The organism is Flavobacterium sp. 38, from assembly GCF_057799715.1.
In genome coordinates, this window is the sequence record NZ_JBYNWZ010000002.1 from 183,716 (window position 1) to 202,109 (window position 18,394).

General features: G+C 33.9%; 19 protein-coding genes. 10 read left to right on the forward strand and 9 right to left on the reverse strand.

Annotated elements, in window-relative coordinates:
* Positions 1–41: 41 nt before the first annotated feature.
* The 5 genes from AC3E9W_RS05990 to AC3E9W_RS06010 form a co-directional block, all read right to left on the reverse strand.
* A complete protein-coding gene (locus AC3E9W_RS05990; RefSeq protein WP_488767493.1) occupies positions 42–1,322 on the reverse strand; it encodes a chloride channel protein in 1,281 nt (426 codons plus the stop codon).
* Between the two features lie 376 nt (positions 1,323–1,698).
* Positions 1,699–2,088 carry an SMU1112c/YaeR family gloxylase I-like metalloprotein gene (gene gloA2, locus AC3E9W_RS05995; RefSeq protein WP_488767495.1) on the reverse strand — a complete coding sequence of 130 codons (390 nt, stop codon included), beginning with the start codon at positions 2,086–2,088 and terminating at the stop codon, positions 1,699–1,701.
* Positions 2,088–2,663, reverse strand: coding sequence for a sugar O-acetyltransferase (locus AC3E9W_RS06000; protein ID WP_488767496.1), 576 nt, complete (start codon positions 2,661–2,663; stop codon positions 2,088–2,090). Before AC3E9W_RS06000 ends, gloA2 begins: the two co-directional genes overlap by 1 nt.
* A gap of 3 nt (positions 2,664–2,666) precedes the next feature.
* Positions 2,667–3,125: a YciI family protein gene (locus AC3E9W_RS06005; protein ID WP_488767497.1), complete on the reverse strand. Its 459-nt coding sequence runs from the start codon at positions 3,123–3,125 to the stop codon at positions 2,667–2,669.
* Between the two features lie 160 nt (positions 3,126–3,285).
* Positions 3,286–3,744 carry a DinB family protein gene (locus AC3E9W_RS06010; RefSeq protein ID WP_306156054.1) on the reverse strand — a complete coding sequence of 153 codons (459 nt, stop codon included), beginning with the start codon at positions 3,742–3,744 and terminating at the stop codon, positions 3,286–3,288.
* Between the two features lie 140 nt (positions 3,745–3,884).
* Between AC3E9W_RS06010 and AC3E9W_RS06015 the strand changes: the two genes are divergently transcribed.
* The 9 genes from AC3E9W_RS06015 to AC3E9W_RS06055 all read left to right on the forward strand — a co-directional run bounded on the left by AC3E9W_RS06015 (position 3,885) and on the right by AC3E9W_RS06055 (position 11,009).
* Positions 3,885–6,050, forward strand: coding sequence for a TonB-dependent receptor (locus AC3E9W_RS06015; protein WP_488767499.1), 2,166 nt, complete (start codon positions 3,885–3,887; stop codon positions 6,048–6,050).
* 372 nt (positions 6,051–6,422) lie between these two features.
* On the forward strand, positions 6,423–6,830 hold the full coding sequence (locus AC3E9W_RS06020; protein ID WP_488767501.1) for a DUF2141 domain-containing protein: 408 nt from the start codon (positions 6,423–6,425) through the stop codon (positions 6,828–6,830).
* A gap of 48 nt (positions 6,831–6,878) precedes the next feature.
* Positions 6,879–7,499: a hypothetical protein gene (locus tag AC3E9W_RS06025; RefSeq protein WP_306156051.1), complete on the forward strand. Its 621-nt coding sequence runs from the start codon at positions 6,879–6,881 to the stop codon at positions 7,497–7,499.
* Positions 7,500–7,518: 19 nt separating this feature from the next.
* The gene (locus AC3E9W_RS06030) at positions 7,519–8,856 is read left to right on the forward strand and encodes a 2TM domain-containing protein (protein ID WP_488767502.1); all 1,338 of its coding nucleotides are present in this window, start codon (positions 7,519–7,521) and stop codon (positions 8,854–8,856) included.
* A complete protein-coding gene (locus tag AC3E9W_RS06035) occupies positions 8,856–9,179 on the forward strand; it encodes a 2TM domain-containing protein (protein ID WP_306156049.1) in 324 nt (107 codons plus the stop codon). Before AC3E9W_RS06030 ends, AC3E9W_RS06035 begins: the two co-directional genes overlap by 1 nt.
* A complete protein-coding gene (locus AC3E9W_RS06040; protein ID WP_306156048.1) occupies positions 9,160–9,489 on the forward strand; it encodes a 2TM domain-containing protein in 330 nt (109 codons plus the stop codon). Before AC3E9W_RS06035 ends, AC3E9W_RS06040 begins: the two co-directional genes overlap by 20 nt.
* Before the next feature lie 2 nt (positions 9,490–9,491).
* Complete coding sequence (locus tag AC3E9W_RS06045; RefSeq protein ID WP_306156047.1) at positions 9,492–9,803, forward strand: 2TM domain-containing protein; 312 nt, start codon at positions 9,492–9,494, stop codon at positions 9,801–9,803.
* Positions 9,804–9,817: 14 nt separating this feature from the next.
* Positions 9,818–10,201, forward strand: a complete 384-nt coding sequence (locus tag AC3E9W_RS06050) for a 2TM domain-containing protein (protein ID WP_488767504.1) — start codon at positions 9,818–9,820, stop codon at positions 10,199–10,201.
* Between the two features lie 40 nt (positions 10,202–10,241).
* On the forward strand, positions 10,242–11,009 hold the full coding sequence (locus tag AC3E9W_RS06055; RefSeq protein WP_306156045.1) for a LytR/AlgR family response regulator transcription factor: 768 nt from the start codon (positions 10,242–10,244) through the stop codon (positions 11,007–11,009).
* Between the two features lie 290 nt (positions 11,010–11,299).
* Here AC3E9W_RS06055 and AC3E9W_RS06060 read toward each other — a convergent pair whose 3' ends face one another.
* Positions 11,300–12,325, reverse strand: coding sequence for a COX15/CtaA family protein (locus AC3E9W_RS06060; RefSeq protein ID WP_488767506.1), 1,026 nt, complete (start codon positions 12,323–12,325; stop codon positions 11,300–11,302).
* A 355-nt stretch (positions 12,326–12,680) separates the two neighbouring features.
* Positions 12,681–14,111: a CCA tRNA nucleotidyltransferase gene (locus tag AC3E9W_RS06065; RefSeq protein WP_488767508.1), complete on the reverse strand. Its 1,431-nt coding sequence runs from the start codon at positions 14,109–14,111 to the stop codon at positions 12,681–12,683.
* A gap of 650 nt (positions 14,112–14,761) precedes the next feature.
* Between AC3E9W_RS06065 and yaaA the strand changes: the two genes are divergently transcribed.
* Positions 14,762–15,520, forward strand: coding sequence for a peroxide stress protein YaaA (gene yaaA / locus AC3E9W_RS06070; RefSeq protein ID WP_488767510.1), 759 nt, complete (start codon positions 14,762–14,764; stop codon positions 15,518–15,520).
* 190 nt (positions 15,521–15,710) lie between these two features.
* On the opposite strand, the gene AC3E9W_RS06075 is transcribed toward yaaA, so the two are convergent.
* Positions 15,711–17,297: an MDR family MFS transporter gene (locus AC3E9W_RS06075; RefSeq protein ID WP_306156041.1), complete on the reverse strand. Its 1,587-nt coding sequence runs from the start codon at positions 17,295–17,297 to the stop codon at positions 15,711–15,713.
* A gap of 5 nt (positions 17,298–17,302) precedes the next feature.
* On the reverse strand, positions 17,303–18,382 hold the full coding sequence (locus AC3E9W_RS06080) for an HlyD family secretion protein (RefSeq protein WP_306156040.1): 1,080 nt from the start codon (positions 18,380–18,382) through the stop codon (positions 17,303–17,305).
* Positions 18,383–18,394 lie beyond the last annotated feature (12 nt).

The following is an 18,394-nucleotide window of genomic DNA, read 5'->3' on the forward strand; positions in this document are numbered from 1 at the left end:
ACGTAGCTAAACGCTATTTTTCTAAAATTTAGGTGTTAAAATTATTTAATTAAACTTGGAGAATAACTGTATACGGTATACGGATAAATGGTTTTTGCCGTATATTTTGAGATTAAACAAACTACCAGAATTGGGAAAAATAATGTATAATCATTCGTTAAACCGCAAACCAAGAAAATGGCAGTAAAAGGCGCATGAATACTAGCGCTTAAAACCGCTGCCATTCCGATAATCATAAAGTTAACCGGAATTACATTTACATGAAAAAAGCTATTTAAGATAGAAGCCAGCAATAATCCTAAAAACGCACCGATGAATAAACTTGGAGCAAAAACACCTCCATCGCCACCAGAAGCCAGCGTGATCGAAGTTACAATTGGTTTTAGAATTAAAATACAAATAAAAGTAAGCGCTAAAGTTATCGTAAGCTGTGCTTGATGTGCGTTTCCGAAAATTCCTTTAATAGCGTGGTAACCTTCTCCGTATAACTGTGGGAAAAAGAATAAGGAAAGACTTAAAACTGCAGATCCTAAAATGATTTTGTAATAATGCGTATCGATTTTACCAAATTGTGATTTAAAGAATAAAACACAACGCGTTAGATAAACAGAATTCATTCCAGCTAAAATTCCTAAAAGAATGAAGTAGGGAATTGCTTTTAGATTCCAAGTTGCAATTGAAACGGCAAACAAAGGTTCTTCTTTTAAAATGGTCAATAAACCGAAAGCTATAGACACCGCAATTAAATTTGAAATGATAAAAGCGCGGGTTACTTTTCTTGAAATTACTTCGAAAGCAAATAAAACTCCTGCAATCGGACTGCTGAAAAGCGCTGTAACACCCGCTGCAACTCCTGCACATATTAACTCGGTTTTATACTGGCGGAAAACATTTTCTTTTTCGTGCGCAACAGAACCAATTGTTGCTGTGGCTACTACGGTAGAAACTTCGATTCCGGTTGAGCCTCCAAAAATTACCGTTAATAATCCGTTGATGAAGTGAGACGGAATTTTATAAGAAGGAAGATTTTTAGATTTTGATGCTGTACTTTCAAAAACTTCTTTGATGCCTTTGTTTTCTTTTTTCTTAAAAAGATATTGTCTGAGGAAATAAATCACCGATAATCCGAAAACTGGAAATACGATGTAAAATATCGGATGAACAGAGACTTCATGAAAGAAGATTTCTTCGTAATATTCTGTTATTTTTTTAAGTGAAATTCCGAGAAAGGCTGAAAGAAAGCCAATTAAGATAGAAACAATAACTAATTTTCGGAATTTAATGAATTGATGATTTTTTTTGATTTGCGCCGTTTTGTTCATCAGAAGTAAGTTTGCTGTCCGCACTTTTTTTATGCGGGTTACAAAATTAAGAAGCAAATTCGGTTTTTTCTAGAAAATATTGATTTTAGTGTGTTAAAATCAATATAAACAAGAAAATTCTTTCTCTTGATGGTATTGCCACGAAGTCGCTAAGGCTCGAAGTTTTTTATTTGAATTGCCTCTAGCTTTAGCTAGAGGTTAACATAAGATAAGTAAAAAAGGCTTTAGCCAAATAAATGATATTTGGCTAAAGCCCTTCTAAGAGATTAGAATTTATTCATCCAGCTAAAGCTGGACGCAATTTATTTTAATAATTATTTTTAGAGATGGACAAAAAAAAACTCAGTGCCTTAGCGCCTTAGTGGCTAAAAAAAACTTAACGCTCATAAAACTCAATCGGCAGTAAATCTGGATCGGAGATAAAAGTGAAACGTTTTTCGGTTGTTTCATCAATTCTAATTGGTTCTGATTCTATGTTTTTTGAATTTAGAAAATCTATTGTTTCTTCTAAATTAATCACTTCAAAAGCTAAGTGGCGAAGTCCAACAGCTTCAGGTCTTGAAGGCCTTTGTGGCGGATTAGGAAATGAGAATAATTCGACTACATAAGAGCCGTTTAATGCCAAATCTAATTTATAGGATTGGCGTTCTTCTCGATAAATTTCTCTAATTATGGTTAAGCCTAAAATCTGGGTATAGAAATATTTTGATTTTTCATAATCGGAACATAAAATGGCAATATGGTGGACTTTATTGAGGGTAAGCATTATTTTTTGGATTCAGATTCTTGATTTAATTTTCGAATAACTTTTGCTGGATTTCCAACAGCAAGCGAATTGTCTGGAATATCTTTCGTCACAACAGATCCAGCTCCGATAACACAGCCTTTACCGATCGTAACTCCAGGACAAATAACCGAATTTCCGCCGATCCAAGTGTCGTCTCCAATCGTAACGGGATAAGCATTTTCTAAAGTTCTTCTCAATTCAGCGTTAAGCGGATGGTGTGCTGTATAAATTTGAACATTTGGCGCAATAAAAACATTAGAGCCAATAGTTACAGGAGCGCAATCTAAAACGACACAATTCACATTAAAATAAACGTTGTCGCCTGCAAAAATATTATAACCATAATCACAGTGAAACGGCGGTTCAATATAAAATCCAGCTCCAGTATTGGGAATCAGTTCTTTCAGGATTTCTTTTGCTTTTTTGGTAACTCGATATTCTTTTACATTTAAAGTATGCAAAAGGTTCTTTGCTGCACGGCGTCCTTTAACTAATTCTGGATCAAAGGCATTATAGTATTCGCCAGAGATCATTTTTTCTTTTTCTGATTTCATATTTTACATTTTCGTCTTGGCAATTTTGTCATGAATTTTTACAGTTTCCTGCAAAGCTGCGGTGCAATACCAAGGCGTTAATTCTGCTTCGAGCAAATTGGCTTTTATGGCAGGATCAGTGGCAACAAGCGCTTTCGCTTCTTCTACAGTTTCGACATTAAAAACATAAATGCCGCGATAATTCCTATCGTTTTTCATAAAAGGTCCGGCAACAACTAGTTTTCCTTCTTTAGCCAATTTATTAATATTTGCCATGTGGCCTTCAAAAAGCTTTTTGGTTTCTTCTTTAGAAGCCGTTGTATTGCTTCCAGATTTTAAAAGACAAAAAACATATTTCTTCATTCCGTATTCGTCGGCATGAAGAGATTTGGCTAAGGCTTCATCGTATTTTACTTCAGTTTCTTGAGAAAAACCGATTGTTGTGAAAAGTAAAAATGCTATAATAAAAAGTGAGGTTTTCATATAAGTGTTTTTTTTATTTTTAACACATAGAAACATAGTTTAAAAGCGTAGTAAAGGCATTTCATTTCCATACATTCACATAGACTATGTGTAAAATCTAGATTTTTAAATATTCTTTTCTGAGAAATAAAAAATCTATGTTTCTATGTGTTTAAATGTATTAAACCAGTTTCTTCAAAATAACAATCTGCCCTAAATGATACACATCATGCTGAATAATTCCGTGAATGTGTTCGTAATACGTATGACCATTATTGACGTAGATTTTAGCTAAATCTTCATCATTAAAATTTTCAAAAAAAGCAGTCCAAGAATCCTGAGATTTGGCTAAAGTCTGAAGCGATTGTTCCCAAGCTACTTCTGAAGGATCCAGAACAGGAACAAAATAATTATGGTCTGGCGTAATAATCACTTCGCCTTGCATGCGCTCTAGAATATTTCTTCTCCATTGTATCAAATGATTCACAATTTCCCAAATCGTATTAAGATTCGGATTGGCTTTTTTGTAGGCTTGTTCTGCAGTGACATTTTTTAAGGTATCGGCTAAATTAACTTCTAGCCAAGGATTTCCGTTATAGATGGATTGATATAAATTTGAGATTCTTTTACTTTCTGACATAAAATGATGATTTTGGAATTCCAAGCTAAGATACAAATTAGTCATTTACAACTCATCCTCGAAATTCTACAATTGGGTTATTATATATTTTTTAACAATTATGGTTAAAATACATTTGCTTCATCAAAACCAAAGATGACATGAAAACCAAATTATTTTTTACCCTTAGTTTTTTATTTTTTACGGCATTAATTTTTGCTCAGAACACTATTTCAGGAAAAGTGGTTGACCAAAAAGGAAAACCAGTTGCGGGTGCAAACATATATATTGACGGAACTTACGACGGAGCAACGAGTTCTGAAACGGGAGATTTTTCTTTTGAAACTACAGAAACAGGAAACAAATTTTTAGTGGTTAGCTTTTTGCTTTTCGAAACTTACAAACAAGAAATTGATGTTGCCAATTATAAAGATCAAACGGTAAAACTGAGAGAAAATGTAAACGCGTTGGATGCAGTTGTAATCACGGCTGGAACTTTAGAATCTGGAGACAAGGCAAGAGTTTCGGTTTTAAAACCTTTAGATATTGTAACCACAGCAGGTTCTGCTGGAAATATTGTAGCAGCGTTGCAAACTTTGCCAGGAACGCAAAGTGTGGGTGAAGACGGACGTTTGTTTGTACGTGGAGGAGAGGCGAGCGAAACGCAGACTTTTGTAGATGGAATTCGCGTAGCACAGCCTTACGGAGCAACAACGAATAATTTGCCAACTAGAAGCCGTTTTTCTCCTTTCTTGTTTAGCGGTATCGCATTTTCTACAGGCGGTTATTCTGCAGAATACGGAGAAGCTTTATCTAGTGTTTTGCTTTTGAATACGAATGATGATGAAGACCACGAAAAAACAGATATCGGATTAATGACGGTTGGTTTGAGTTTAGGAAATACACAGAAATTCAAAAAAAGCACTTTGAGCGTAAATATGGCTTACATCAATCTAGCGCCATATCAGGCCGTGATTCCACAAAATGTAGATTGGAATAATCCGTATCAATCTCTTGGAGGTGAAACGGTTTACAGATATAAATTCACAAATGGAGTTTTTAAATTGTATGCTTCATTCGATTCTGAAAAATTCGATTTAAATCAGAAAAACATCAATTTCGAAAACCCGATTCGTACAGATATGAACAATAATAACTTCTATTTGAATTCATCTTATAAAGGAAGTTTCGGAACAGGTTGGACGTTAACTTCTGGAGTGAGTTACGGTTACAGCAAAAACAAATTGAAATATGATATTACCGGAATTGACGCTCAAGAAAATGCGGCTCAGTTGAAATTGAAGTTAAGCAAGAAATTTTCAAACTATTTTAGATTATCTGCCGGAACAGATTATTTTATTACAAAATACAATGAAAATGTAGCCGACAATATTTCGCTTGACGTAACAAATGGTTATAATTCTAACATTTTTGCGGCTTATACAGAAGGAGATATTTCATTTTCTAAAAACTTAGCTTTAAAAGTTGGTTTGAGATTTTCAAATAATAGTTTGCTAAACGAAAACAATATTGCGCCAAGAGCTTCATTAGGATATAAAGTTTCAAAAACGAGCCAGTTCTCTTTTGCTTACGGAGATTTTTCTCAGACGCCTGTTGTAGATTATATTAAATATTCAAAACACCATCAGTTTGAAAGCGAAAAAGCACAGCATTATATTCTAAATTACACTTTTACAAGACCAGGACAAACGCTTCGAGCAGAAGCTTATTACAAAGATTACAGCAACTTGGTGCAATACGATACGAGAGATATTCAATACAATTCGGTTTTTAATAACAACGGATCGGGTTACGCAAAAGGATTGGATATTTTTTGGAGAGACAGCAATTTGTACAAAAACTTAGAATATTGGATTTCATACTCTTATATTGATTCAGAAAGACAATACAAGAATTTTCCAAACATGGCAACTCCAAGTTTTATTGCCAATCATAATTTATCTGTCGTAACCAAATATTTTATTACAGACTGGAAATCGCAGATAGGTTTTACAAATAGTTTCAGCACAGGCCGTCCGTACAACGACCCAAATCAGACGAAGTTTATGAACGGAAAAACAAAATCGTACAATAGTTTGAGTTTTAACTGGGCGTATTTATTAACAACGCAAAAAATCCTTTATTTCTCCGTTTCAAATGTTTTAGGAACGCAAAACGTTTTCGGATACGATTATGCTAAAAATCCAGATCCAAGCGGAGTATATCAAAGACAAGCCGTAGTACCTACAGCAGACAGATTCTTCTTCGTAGGTTTCTTCTGGACGATTAGTCAGAATAAGAATGAGAATCAGTTGAAGAATTTGTAAATAAGTTGCAAAGGGGCAAAGTGACAGAGGGGCAAAGATTTTAAAAAAGCAGGTAAAAACTTTGTCACTTTGCTACTTTGAAACTTTGTCACTCAAAAAAAAACAATTCAGTAACCAAAATCAACAACTCAGTATCATTTAGTTTTAAAAGACTAAAAACCAGTATACTTTTGAAGAGTAAATTAAAAGGGACAAAGAAACAAAGTGACAAAGGTTCAAAGTTTTGGAATCTTAAAGAATCAGAAAATTAAAACTTTGCAACTATGAACTTCTGGACCTTTGAACCTACAAAAAAGAGTTTTAATCATCAACAAAAAGAAACCTTAGAACCTTAGCATCTCAGAACCTTAGAACCTTAAAAAAAAACAAATCATGACCAAAATTATCACCATAACTATTTTATTTATCTGCAGCTTAATGTCTGCACAGAATGTGAAATTGACTGTTGCTGTTTCAGGCTTGAAAAATGATACAGGAAACGTTAAAGTAGGATTGTACAATTCAGAAGGGACATTTCTTAAAACAATTTATAAAAGTCTTGCTTCAGAAATTAAAGACAATAAGGCCGTTGTAACTTTTGATAACCTTCCTGCGGGAGTATATGCCATTTCAACTTATCATGATGAAAATAGCAACGGAAAATTGGATAGAAACGCAATGGGAATTCCGTCTGAAGAATATGCAGCTTCAAACAATGCAAAAGGATTTATGGGACCTCCTTCATATAATGATACTAAATTTACTGTGAGTAAAGATTCAAAAATTGAAATTACATTCTAATAACATATAACTAATCCATATAAAAACAACCATTTAATTACTTATAAAATGAAAAAAATCATCACTTTAATCGCATTATTTATAGTAGGAATAAGTTCAGCTCAAACACAATTTGAACAAGGAATGAACAAAGCTTTCGGACTTTGGAAAGAAGGAAAAAATACTGAAGCTTCTGCTTTATTTGAAAGAATTGCGGCTGCCGAAAAAAACAGTTACCTGCCAAATTATTATGTAGGCTTAATAAATTCATTGGCTGTTTTTACTGAAAAAGATAAAACAAAAATCGACTTGCTATTGACAAAAGCTCAAGATGCTGTTGATGTTGAAATGATTAAAGATCAAAGCAATTCAGAATTGTATGTTTTACAAGCTTTAATTTACACAGGATATGTTGTGGCAGACCCAATGACAAACGGAATGAAATATTCTGGTAAAGTAATGGAAGCTTACGCGAAAGCAAAAGCATTAGACCCAACAAATCCGAGAGCAGTTTTTGGTGAAGCAGATTATCAGTTGGGCGGTGCAAAATGGACGGGAGTAGACACAAAACCTTTATGTGCGCAAGTTGATAAATCTATCGAACTTTTTAATAATTTTAAACCAGCTACGCCTTATTCTCCAAAATGGGGATTAGAAAGAGCGTTAGAAATTCAAAAAACTTGTAAATAATTTAATCGTTATAAGCCTCATGATATTAAAACCCAATTTGTTAAAAGCATGTTTAGTTGGAGGAATAGTATTTTTATTTTCTTTTCTAATTCGATTTGCTTCTTTAGGAACTGCAGTTTTCAATAAGAATCTTTCTATTTATTTCTTGTACTGCATGCTTTACAGTGTGGTTTTGTATATCGTAAACGTTGTTCTTTTTGAGTTTTTAGATAAAGTTTTCAAGGCAAATCCCTATTCCATAAAGAGAATTGTAATAGGTTTTGTAAGTTCATTTTTTATATCGATGATCATTATTGGTGTATTGCGTTTGTTTACAAGTGTAATAATCGAGAATAAGACCATCATAGGTTTTCTGGCTAATGAAAAGGCAGAAAATTATATAGAATCTGCAGTTATGACCTTTATTGTGCTGCTATTTTTTCATGGACTTAATTTTTATAAACTCTATCAGGAAAACAAAGTCACGCAGCAAAAGATTATCGCAGGAACGGCAAATGCCAAATTTGAAAGTTTAAAAAACCAGATCGATCCGCATTTTCTTTTTAATAGTTTAAATGTTCTTAGTTCTTTAATAGAAGAAAATCCAGATAATGCACAGCGTTTTACGACTTCGTTGTCTAAAATTTACCGCTATGTTTTAGAACAGAAAGATAAAGAATTGGTTTCGGTTGAAGATGAATTGTCATTTGCAAAAACGTATATGAATCTGTTGAAAATGCGTTTCGAAAATAGTTTGTTCTACGAATTGCCAACAGAAAACATCAATCCAGAAGCCAAAGTGGTGCCACTTTCTTTACAGCTTTTGCTAGAAAATACCGTAAAGCATAATGTTGTAAGTGAGCAAAAACCGCTTCATATTAGAATTTTTATTGATGGAGATTACTTGGCGATTCAGAACGATCTTCAGAAAAAAGAAGTTTTGCAGGACAGACAAGGTGTCGGACTGCAGAATATTGTAAACCGATACGGAATTATAACCGACAGGAAAGTGAAAGTTCAGGAAGATGAAAAGAATTTCACCGTTAGGATTCCGATTTTAACCAAACAAATTACGGTTATGGAAATGAGTGCAGAATATACCGACGAAGCAAAAGCTTATTACAGAGCCAAAAAAAGAGTAGAAGAGTTAAAGGGATTTTATGGAAATGTAATTTCATATTGTTGTGTAATTCCGTTTTTGATTTTTATCAATCTAAGATTTTCACCACAATTTCAATGGTTTTGGTTTTCTGCATTAGGCTGGGGGTTTGGAGTTGCCATGCATGCTTTTAAGGTTTTTGGCTACAGCTCAGATTGGGAAGAAAGAAAAATTCGTGAGATTTTAGAAAAAGACAACAAACAAAAAACGTGGAAATAATGGAAAAAGATTTCACAGAAGCAGAGCGTTATTATGATGCCCAGAAAAAAGTAAAAGAAATAAGAGGATTTTACGAGCATTTGACCGTGTACGTTTTATGCAATCCCATTGTAATTGTTGTAAATTATATGACTTCTCCAGAATATCTTTGGTGGGTATGGTCTGTAATGGGATGGGGAATGGCGATAGTATTGCATGGATTAAAAGCTTTTGAATATCCGCCTTTTTATAATAAAAAATGGGAGCAGAAAAAGATTCAGGAAATTTTAGAAAAAGAAAACCAAAAACGACTTGAAAATAATCATGGAAACAAATTTGAGTAATGATCAGGAAGAAACAATTCTAAAAGAATTGGCAAGTAAGAAAGTAATTCAGCTGAAGTATTTTTACAAACATTTGTTCATTTACACTATTGTAATGCTTCTTTTTCTTTTAAAAGAATACACAAATCTTCCCGTTAATTTCATTCCGATAAAATATTTAAATTGGGTAGTTATGATTATCTGGTCGGCTGTAGTAGCAGGTTCTGCAATAGATTTGTTTGCTTCGACTAAAATATTTGGGCAAGAATGGGAAAAGCGTAAAATGAAAAGCATTCTAGAAAAAAAATATAAAAAACAAAAATGGGAATAATTATGGAAAGGAATTTAAGCGAAGAGGAAAAATATATCCAAGCCAAAAAGAAGGTTGAAAACATTAAGGGATTTTACGGAAATCTTCTGGCTTTCGTATTAGTAAATGCAATTTTAATTTTTATCAATTTATACACATCGCCAAGTTATTTATGGTTTTTCTGGCCATTGCTGTGGTGGGGAGTTGGCGTTCTTTTTCACGGATTAAAAGTTTTTGAAGTTTTTCCAGGAATGGGTAAAGAATGGGAAGAAAGAAAAATCAGGGAGTTTATGGAAAAAGAAAAGGAAAAACAGAATAAAAATAAGTGGCAATAATTTAAAATATAGTTATGGGACGTTTTAGAAGAAATAGATACGAAGATTATACGAGTCAGCATTTTGGAGAAGAGTATACTAATGACGAAAGTTATAATGCAGCTTATAAAAGAGTAAAGAAACTTAAAGGGTTTTATTCTCATGTGAAAATTTACATTATCATAAATATTATCATCATTATATCCAGTTTAACCCGATCTAGTTTTACTAGAGGAATTGATTTTAGCGGATTATCTGAATGGCATACTTATTCGACTGCATTTTTCTGGGGAATTGGTTTAGCGGCTCACGGATTGTCTGTTTTTGGTTCTGATCTGTTTTTCGGTCAAGACTGGGAAAAGAGAAAAATTCAAAAATATATGGAGAAAGACGCCGCAAATAAAAATAAATGGGAGTAACTTTGAAATACTATTTTTTCTAAATTTTACAATCGAGTAAATGATCACATTAATTATAGAAGACGAAAAACCAGCGGCAAGACTGCTGCAAAGAAAGCTTGAAAAATTAGACGTAACCGTAGAAACAATGCTTCATTCTGTTGAAGAATCGGTAGAATGGTTCTCCAATAATCCGCATCCCGATTTGATTTTTCTGGATATTCAGCTCTCAGATGGTTTGTCATTCGAAATTTTTGAAAAAATAGACATTAAAAGCGCTATCATTTTTACAACGGCTTATGATGAGTATGCTTTAAAAGCCTTCAAACTTAACAGTATAGATTATCTTTTAAAACCAATTGACGAAGATGATCTGGAAACGGCCGTAGCAAAATTCAAATCGCGTCTTCCAAAAGCCACAACAGAGACTTCAAACTTACATCTGGATTTTGAACAGATTCGTCAGATGCTTTCTAACCCTTTTGAGAAGACGTATAAAAAAAGATTTACCGTTAAAATCGGTCAGCACCTAAAAGTAATTACCACAGAAGAAATCGAATGTTTTTTTAGCGAAAACAAAGGAACTTATATTCATACCTACGACAATCGCGATTATTTGATCGATTCGACTTTAGAGATTTTAGAACAGGAATTAGACAAAAAGGATTTCTTTCGCGTAAGCAGAAAATTTATTGTTCCGTTAAAAGCAATTAAAGAAATTCAGGTTTATACCAATTCTCGTCTAAAAGTGATTCTTCCAACTTACAAAGAAGATGAGGTAATTGTAAGCCGAGAAAAAGTTCAGGATTTTAAATCTTGGTTGGGATAGGTTTTTTTAATGTGAAATGTAAAATGTAAGATGCAAAATGTGCATTATGATTTCAACGGATTAAAATCCGTTGCTACAATATTTTTGCCATTCCTACGGAATTTCTTTTTAGATTAAATTATTCAGTTGAAAAAGAACCATCGGTTCGACCAATATTGTAGCCCCGGATTTTAATCCGGGGGCGAAGGGTATCAAAATCAAAAGAGAGCCATCGGCTCAATTCATATAAAAACAGATAAAAAAAAACAGCCGATTATTATCGGCTGTTTTTCTGTTTAAATATTTCAAGATTATTTGCTCAATCTGTGCAATGTATACGTCATAGCACTCAAAAGGAAAAATGCCATTATTTGGTGAATTAATCCTAAAGCCAATGGCACACTGTATAATAAAGTAAAAACGCCCAATAAAAACTGAATGAAAACAAAAACGACTAAAGTTTTGATTCCGTTTGCTTGAGTGTGCGTAAGCGTATATTTTTTGCTTTTGAAGAAAAGAAAAAGAATAATGGCAACCACTACATAAGCGAAAGTTCTGTGCACAAACTGAACACCGCTTTTTCCTTCGATTAAATTCTTCACTAAAGTCGATTGCTCAATAAAAACCGATTCGTGAATAAATTCGCCATCGCTCATTAAAGGCCAATGATTGTGAATTAATCCTGCATTTAACCCCGCTACAAATCCGCCGTAAATAATCTGGATTAGTAAAGCCACTAAAGCATAACGGGCAATATTTCTTAAAGGCAAAATCTTGTTGATATTTCTTTCTGGATAGATTAAGTCTAGCGCCACCCAAAGCGTATAAGCAAAAGTAATAAAGGCAAAAGTTAAGTGTAATGAAAGTCTAAAATGGCTCACATCTGGATTATCAATTAAACCACTTCTTACCATAAACCAGCCCAAGAATCCTTGAAAACCTCCCATTGCCAGAAGTACAATACATTTTTTGATTGTATCGGTATCTAATTTCTTTTTAGCTAAAAAGTAAACAAACGGTACAAAGAAAACCAAACCAATAATACGACCGATAAAACGGTGAAACCATTCCCAGAAATAAATGAATTTATAATCTGCCAATTGAAAATCGTTATGAATATTGATTTTCTGATATTCTGGAAACTTTTTGTATTCGTCAAAAGCAGCTTGCCATTTAGCATCTGTTAGAGGAGGGAAGGTGTCGGTTACCAAATGCCAGTCGGTCATTGATAAACCTGAATTGGTTAAACGGGTGATTCCGCCAACAACAACCATTAAAAATAATAATACGCAACCTGATAGTAACCAAATGATTACTGATTTATTCTGTGTTTTCATTCTTTTCCGATTAATTCGATTTCAGTTTTTTGTTGAGAAATTCTTTTTAAATAAAATTTCAGTATAAAGAAGTTTGAAATACCATTCAAAGCAAATATTACTAATGTTTTAAGTATTCTTTCAATAAAATTATTATTTAACTTGAATTTTAAAGTGTCTGTTAAAATGTAAAGTTCGAAACTAAAGTATAGTAAAACAACTGTGATATTTATAGCTATACAATAAAATATAACGATCCACTTGTATTTGCTTTTTATTTGTTCTTGCCTTCTTCTTAATTCTTTGAAAAAAAGAAAATAAGATAATGATATGAGTGCAAAAAATAAAATAAAAATTAAATAGCTTACTAGATCCATTACTTCTTAAGTGTAAGATTTAACTTTTCAGCTCTTTTAATCACAAAATCATAAGCTGCTTGATATTCGTTTGGAATATCTCCTTCTAAAATAGCTTCTTTTACAGCTTCTTTTAAAATTCCGATTTCGCGTGAAGGTTTTAAGTCAAACATTTCCATAATTTCTTCTCCCGTAATTGGCGGTTGAAAATTACGAACATGATCGCGTTCTTCGACTTCAACGATTTTCTTGCGGACAAGCTCGAAATTTTTGTGATACTTTTTAAATTTTGCTGGATTTTTGGTTGTGATATCGGCTTCACACAAAGTCATTAAGTTTTCTACATCTTCGCCAGCATCAAAAACCAAACGGCGAACCGCACTATCTGTCACAATATCCTGTGCCAAAACAATCGGGCGAGAACTCATGATAACCATTTTCTGAACGAATTTCATTTTATGGTTCAAAGGCATGTGTAAGCGTTCGAATATTTTTTTAGCCATTTTTCCGCCCAAGAATTCATGACCGTGAAAAGTCCATCCTTGTTTTTTATTGAAACGTTTTGTTGGCGCTTTTCCAATATCATGCAATAAAGCTGACCAGCGAAGCCAAACATCGTCAGTATTTGGACAAATATTATCCACTACTTCTAGCGTATGGTAAAAATTGTTTTTATGGGTATGGCCTTCAATTTCTTCCACCTGATTCAACGCTGTCAATTCAGGTAAAATGATATCCAGAAGCCCCGTTTTGTATAAAAGTAAAAATCCAGTCGAAGGTTTATCTGTCAAAAGAATTTTGTTCAATTCATCGACAATTCTTTCGCCAGAAATAATCTTGATACGATCTGCATTTTTTGTAATTGCATTCAATGAATTTTCTTCAATTTCAAAATTCAGCTGTGTAGCAAAACGAATCGCACGAAGCATGCGCAAAGGATCATCAGAATACGTAATGTCTGGATCCAAAGGTGTTTTGATTGTTTTATTTTCTAAATCTTGCAGACCGTTAAAAGGATCTAGCAGTTCTCCAAAATTATTTTCGTTTAACGAAAGAGCAAATGCATTGATTGTAAAATCACGACGGTTCTGATCGTCTTGCAAAGTTCCGTTTTCCACAATCGGATTTCGGCTGTCGCGGGTGTAAGATTCTTTTCTTGCACCAACAAATTCAATATCCGTATCTTCAAAACGAAGCATTGCAGTTCCGTAAGTTTTAAAAACCTGGACTTTTGGTTTGTTCGGAAGTAAATCAGAAACCTTAAGCGCCAGTTCGATTCCGCTTCCAACAGCCACCACGTCGATGTCTTTTTTAGAACCTCTGTTTAAAAGCAAATCACGGACAAATCCTCCTATCACATAAGAGTCAACGTTTAATTCCTTAGATGCTTTCGAAATGATATCGAAGATTTTGTTTTGTAAAGCAGATTTATAGTTTGTTTGTACAGCCACGAATTCACTAATTTTAAATATGTTTATTCTTGAAGAGAATGAACGACTGCAAATTTACAACATAGAAAATGCCTAATACAATCTATCGACGACTTTTTTGAAGAAATTCTTAGTTTGAGGCATCAATTTTTATTGAAATAGAAATGTTGAAAAAAGTTTGCCACGAATTTCACGAATTTCCGCTAATTTTTTTTCCTAACCATGTAAATTTTTGCCACAGATTAAAAGATTAAAAATGATTATAATATTTGAAAATCCTTTATTCTGTGACAAAAGTAAACCAGTGTAATTTGTGGCAAAAAAAATGCACTTCTAGAGAATTGGAATCCGAAGGATTCAAATGTTTATAGAAAAATAATTTGGCACTTTTGATTCGACCCCTTCGGGGTCGCACGCCTCTGTCAATATAACAATTCTATAAATATTTGAATCCTTCGGATTCTGTTTTATGCTTGTCTTTTAGAAACTCCAGCAATATTAATCTGTGAAAATCTTTTATCTCGATAACTATCGGGAGTGGCAAAAGAAAATTAGTGAAATTCGTGAATTCGTGGCGAAAAAAAACTATATGTCCATAAAACAAATCAATTATATTATCTCCATTTTTAGAAATTCAATTTGTATTTTTGAATCACTTTAAAAATGCACAAATGAAAATTGTTATATCGCCAGCGAAGTCATTAAATTTCGAAAAAGAATTACCTACAAAACAACATACAGAACCAGCTTTTCTAAAAGAAGCAAGAATCGTTCATAAAGTAGTAAAAACAAAAAAGCCGTCTGAATTATCAGAGTTAATGTCTATTTCAGACAAACTTGCCGATTTAAATTGGAAAAGAAATCAGGAATGGAAAACACCTTTCACACCTGAAAATGCGCGTCCAGCAGTTTATACTTTTGATGGAGATGTTTACACAGGCTTAGATGCTTACTCAATTCCATTAGAAAAATTAGATGCTTTGCAAGATAAACTAAGAATCTTATCTGGACTTTACGGACTTTTGAAACCGCTTGATTTAATGCAGGCGTACCGTTTAGAAATGGGAACCAAAATGCCAGTTGGCGAATCTAAAAATCTGCACGAGTTTTGGAAACCGACAGTAACAAAGGCTTTAAACAAAGAATTGAAAAAAGACGAGTTATTTGTGAATTTAGCCAGTAACGAATACTTTTCAGCTGTTGACGTAAAGGCTTTAAAAGTTCCTGTAATTACTCCAGATTTTAAAGACTACAAAGATGGAAAACTAAAAATGATCAGTTTTTTTGCTAAAAAGGCGAGAGGTATGATGGTTCGTTATATAATCGATACCAATGCAGAAACTATTGATGATTTAAAAGGTTTTAATTACGAAGGATATCAGTTTGATGCGAATCTTTCTAAAGGGAATCATTTGGTTTTTACTCGTTAGAAACGTTGTCTAGGTTCAAAGGGGCAAAGTGACAAAGCGACAAAGGCTTTTATAGAGTCGTAGACTCGAAACATATTGTAGGCAGGGATTTTAATCCCTGCAGATTTAGCAGATCAAATTGAAACAAAAAAAATAAACGCCGAATTCTAAATTGAATTCGGCGTTTTTGCGTATTATAAAATTATTATTATTAATGCATTGCGTCGGCTGCACTAATTTTGTTCTTCCCTTTTTTAATAAAGAGAATAATCGGTATGCAACATAAAAACATAATTCCCAGATAAAGGAAAATATCCATATAAGCCATTACAGTACTTTGCTTCATTATAGAGCCTTCTATAGCTTGATATGCTTTTTTCAAAGCGACATCTGCACTATAACCCTTTGCCATGAAGGCGTGCTGCATTCCTGCAATACGCTGCTGTACCTCAAACTTGGCAGGATCTAAATTATTAATTAAATCTACTCGGTGTGACTGGCTGAAACGTGTAATGAAAGTGGTAATGATCGCAATACCAAACGATCCGCCTAACTGACGCATCATTCCTGTAAATGCAGCTCCTTCACCAATTTGTTTTCCTTTCAAAGTAGAAAGAGAAAGCGTTGTAATAGGTACGAAAAGCAATCCTAAACCAACTCCTCTTAAGATTAGAGGCCAATACATATGTTCCACTCCAGTATCAGGTGTCATACGGCTGTACATCATAAAGGTAAAGAAGAAGAAAACTAAAAATCCAACTCCAACCATATATCCCTGCGGAACTCCTTTTTGGATCATATTACCAACAAATGGCATCATGATCGCCGTTGTAATAGATCCCGGAATTAATAATAAACCTGCGTCTGTTGCGGTCCATCCTAAAATAGACTGCGTATAAATCGGGATAATTAAAGTTGATCCATATAATCCGAAACCAAGAATAAAACACATTATGGTTCCAATTCTTAAGTTTCCATCTTTTAAAACACTCAAGTTTACAATTGGATAATCATACGTAAGTTCTCGCCAAATAAAAAGAACCAATCCCAAAACGGTTACAACACTTAACGCTACAATTGTAGAATCATTAAACCAGTCGTCTTGCTGTCCGTGCTCCAATACGAATTGTAAGGATCCGATAAAAGCGGTCAACAATATAATTCCCCACCAGTCAACCTGATTGGCTTTTAATTTCTCACCGTATTTTGGACTTTTCACAAATGTTAGAGCCAAAATAGTAGCAATAATTCCCAACGGAATATTGATATAGAAAATATAAGGCCAAGAATAATTATCAACCAGATATCCTCCTAATGGCGGACCAAGTGTTGGACCTACAATTACACCCATTCCGTAAATCGCCTGTGCCATTCCACGTTTTGCTACGGGGTAACTTTCTGTAATAATAGTTTGGGCTGTTACTAGAAGCGCTCCACCGCCCATACCTTGTACGAATCGAAAAGCGACAAGTTCCCATATATTTGTGGCATTACCACACAAGAAGGAACAGACCGTAAATACTATGATCGAAGCCACAAAATAATTACGTCGTCCAAATTGCTGTGATAGCCAGCTCGTCATCGGAATTACAATAACATTCGCAATAGCGTATGCTGTAATTACCCATGCCACATCGGTCAAGGTAGCACCAAGACTTCCGCGCATGTCTGTTAGCGCTACGTTTACAATCGTCGTATCAACAATTTCCAGCAATGCACAAAGTACTGCGGTAATCGTAATGATAACACGTCTGAAACCGTATTCTACTAAATCGTCATCTTGTACTGCTGTAGCCATTTATATTATTTCAAATGTACATCTACATCAACATTCATCCCTGGTCTTAAAAGTTTTACTTTTTCAGGATCGTTTGATTGATCGATGGTGATTTTTACTGGTAATCTCTGAATTGTTTTTACGAAGTTTCCTGTTGCATTGTCAGGAGGTAATAATGAAAAACGAGATCCTGTTGCAGGAGAAAAAGAAGATACAGTTCCTTTAAACTCATAGTTTGGATAAGCATCAACTTTTAAGCTTACTTTTTGTCCCACAACCATTTTGTTTAATTGTGTTTCTTTGAAGTTAGCTACAACCCAAGCTTCATTGTTATTGATGATGTAGAATAAAGATTGTCCTGGCTGAACTAATTGTCCTGGCTGAATATCAACTTTAGAAACCTGACCGTCAATTGCAGCTGTAACTACAGTGTAAGAAAGGTTTAAGTGTGCAACATCAAGCATTGTTTTTGCTTTTTTAATGTTTGCTGCAGCAACTTCTGTTTGTTTGTCAGAAACTTTAGATTTTGACTGGATAACCGATTTTTGGTAAGAAGTAGCTTTTTGCTGTTGTTCTAAAACGCGAACTTGATTTTCAGCTTCTTCTTTTGCTGTCAAAGCTTGCTCATATTGCTGTTTTGTAATTGTATGCGTTTTGTACAAGTTGTTGTAACGGTTATAATCGTTTGTAAGCTGTCTCAATCTAATTCTTGCACTTTCGATAGAACCGCTTGCAGATCTCATTTGAGCATCTGAAACAGAAATACTTGCATAAGCACTTCCGATATCTGCTTTTGCAGCTTCAAATTGCCCTTCAGCTCCTAATAAAGCCGCATTAGCTTCATCAATCTTTAATTGGTAATCTCTCTTATCAATTGTAAACAAAGTATCACCTTTTTTTACATAATCATTATCTTTCACATATACTTTGCTGATGTATCCTGATACTCTCGGGATAATCGGATTCATTCTTTTTTCGATCTGAGCATCATCAGTTTCTTCGTGTGCTTGAGCGTGTAAGTATTTAGATATTCCGTAAGTTCCGCCCACTAAAACCAAAACGGTTAGTATGATGATGAATTTTTTATTTGTCTTTTTCTTTTCCATGAGAGCTATCGA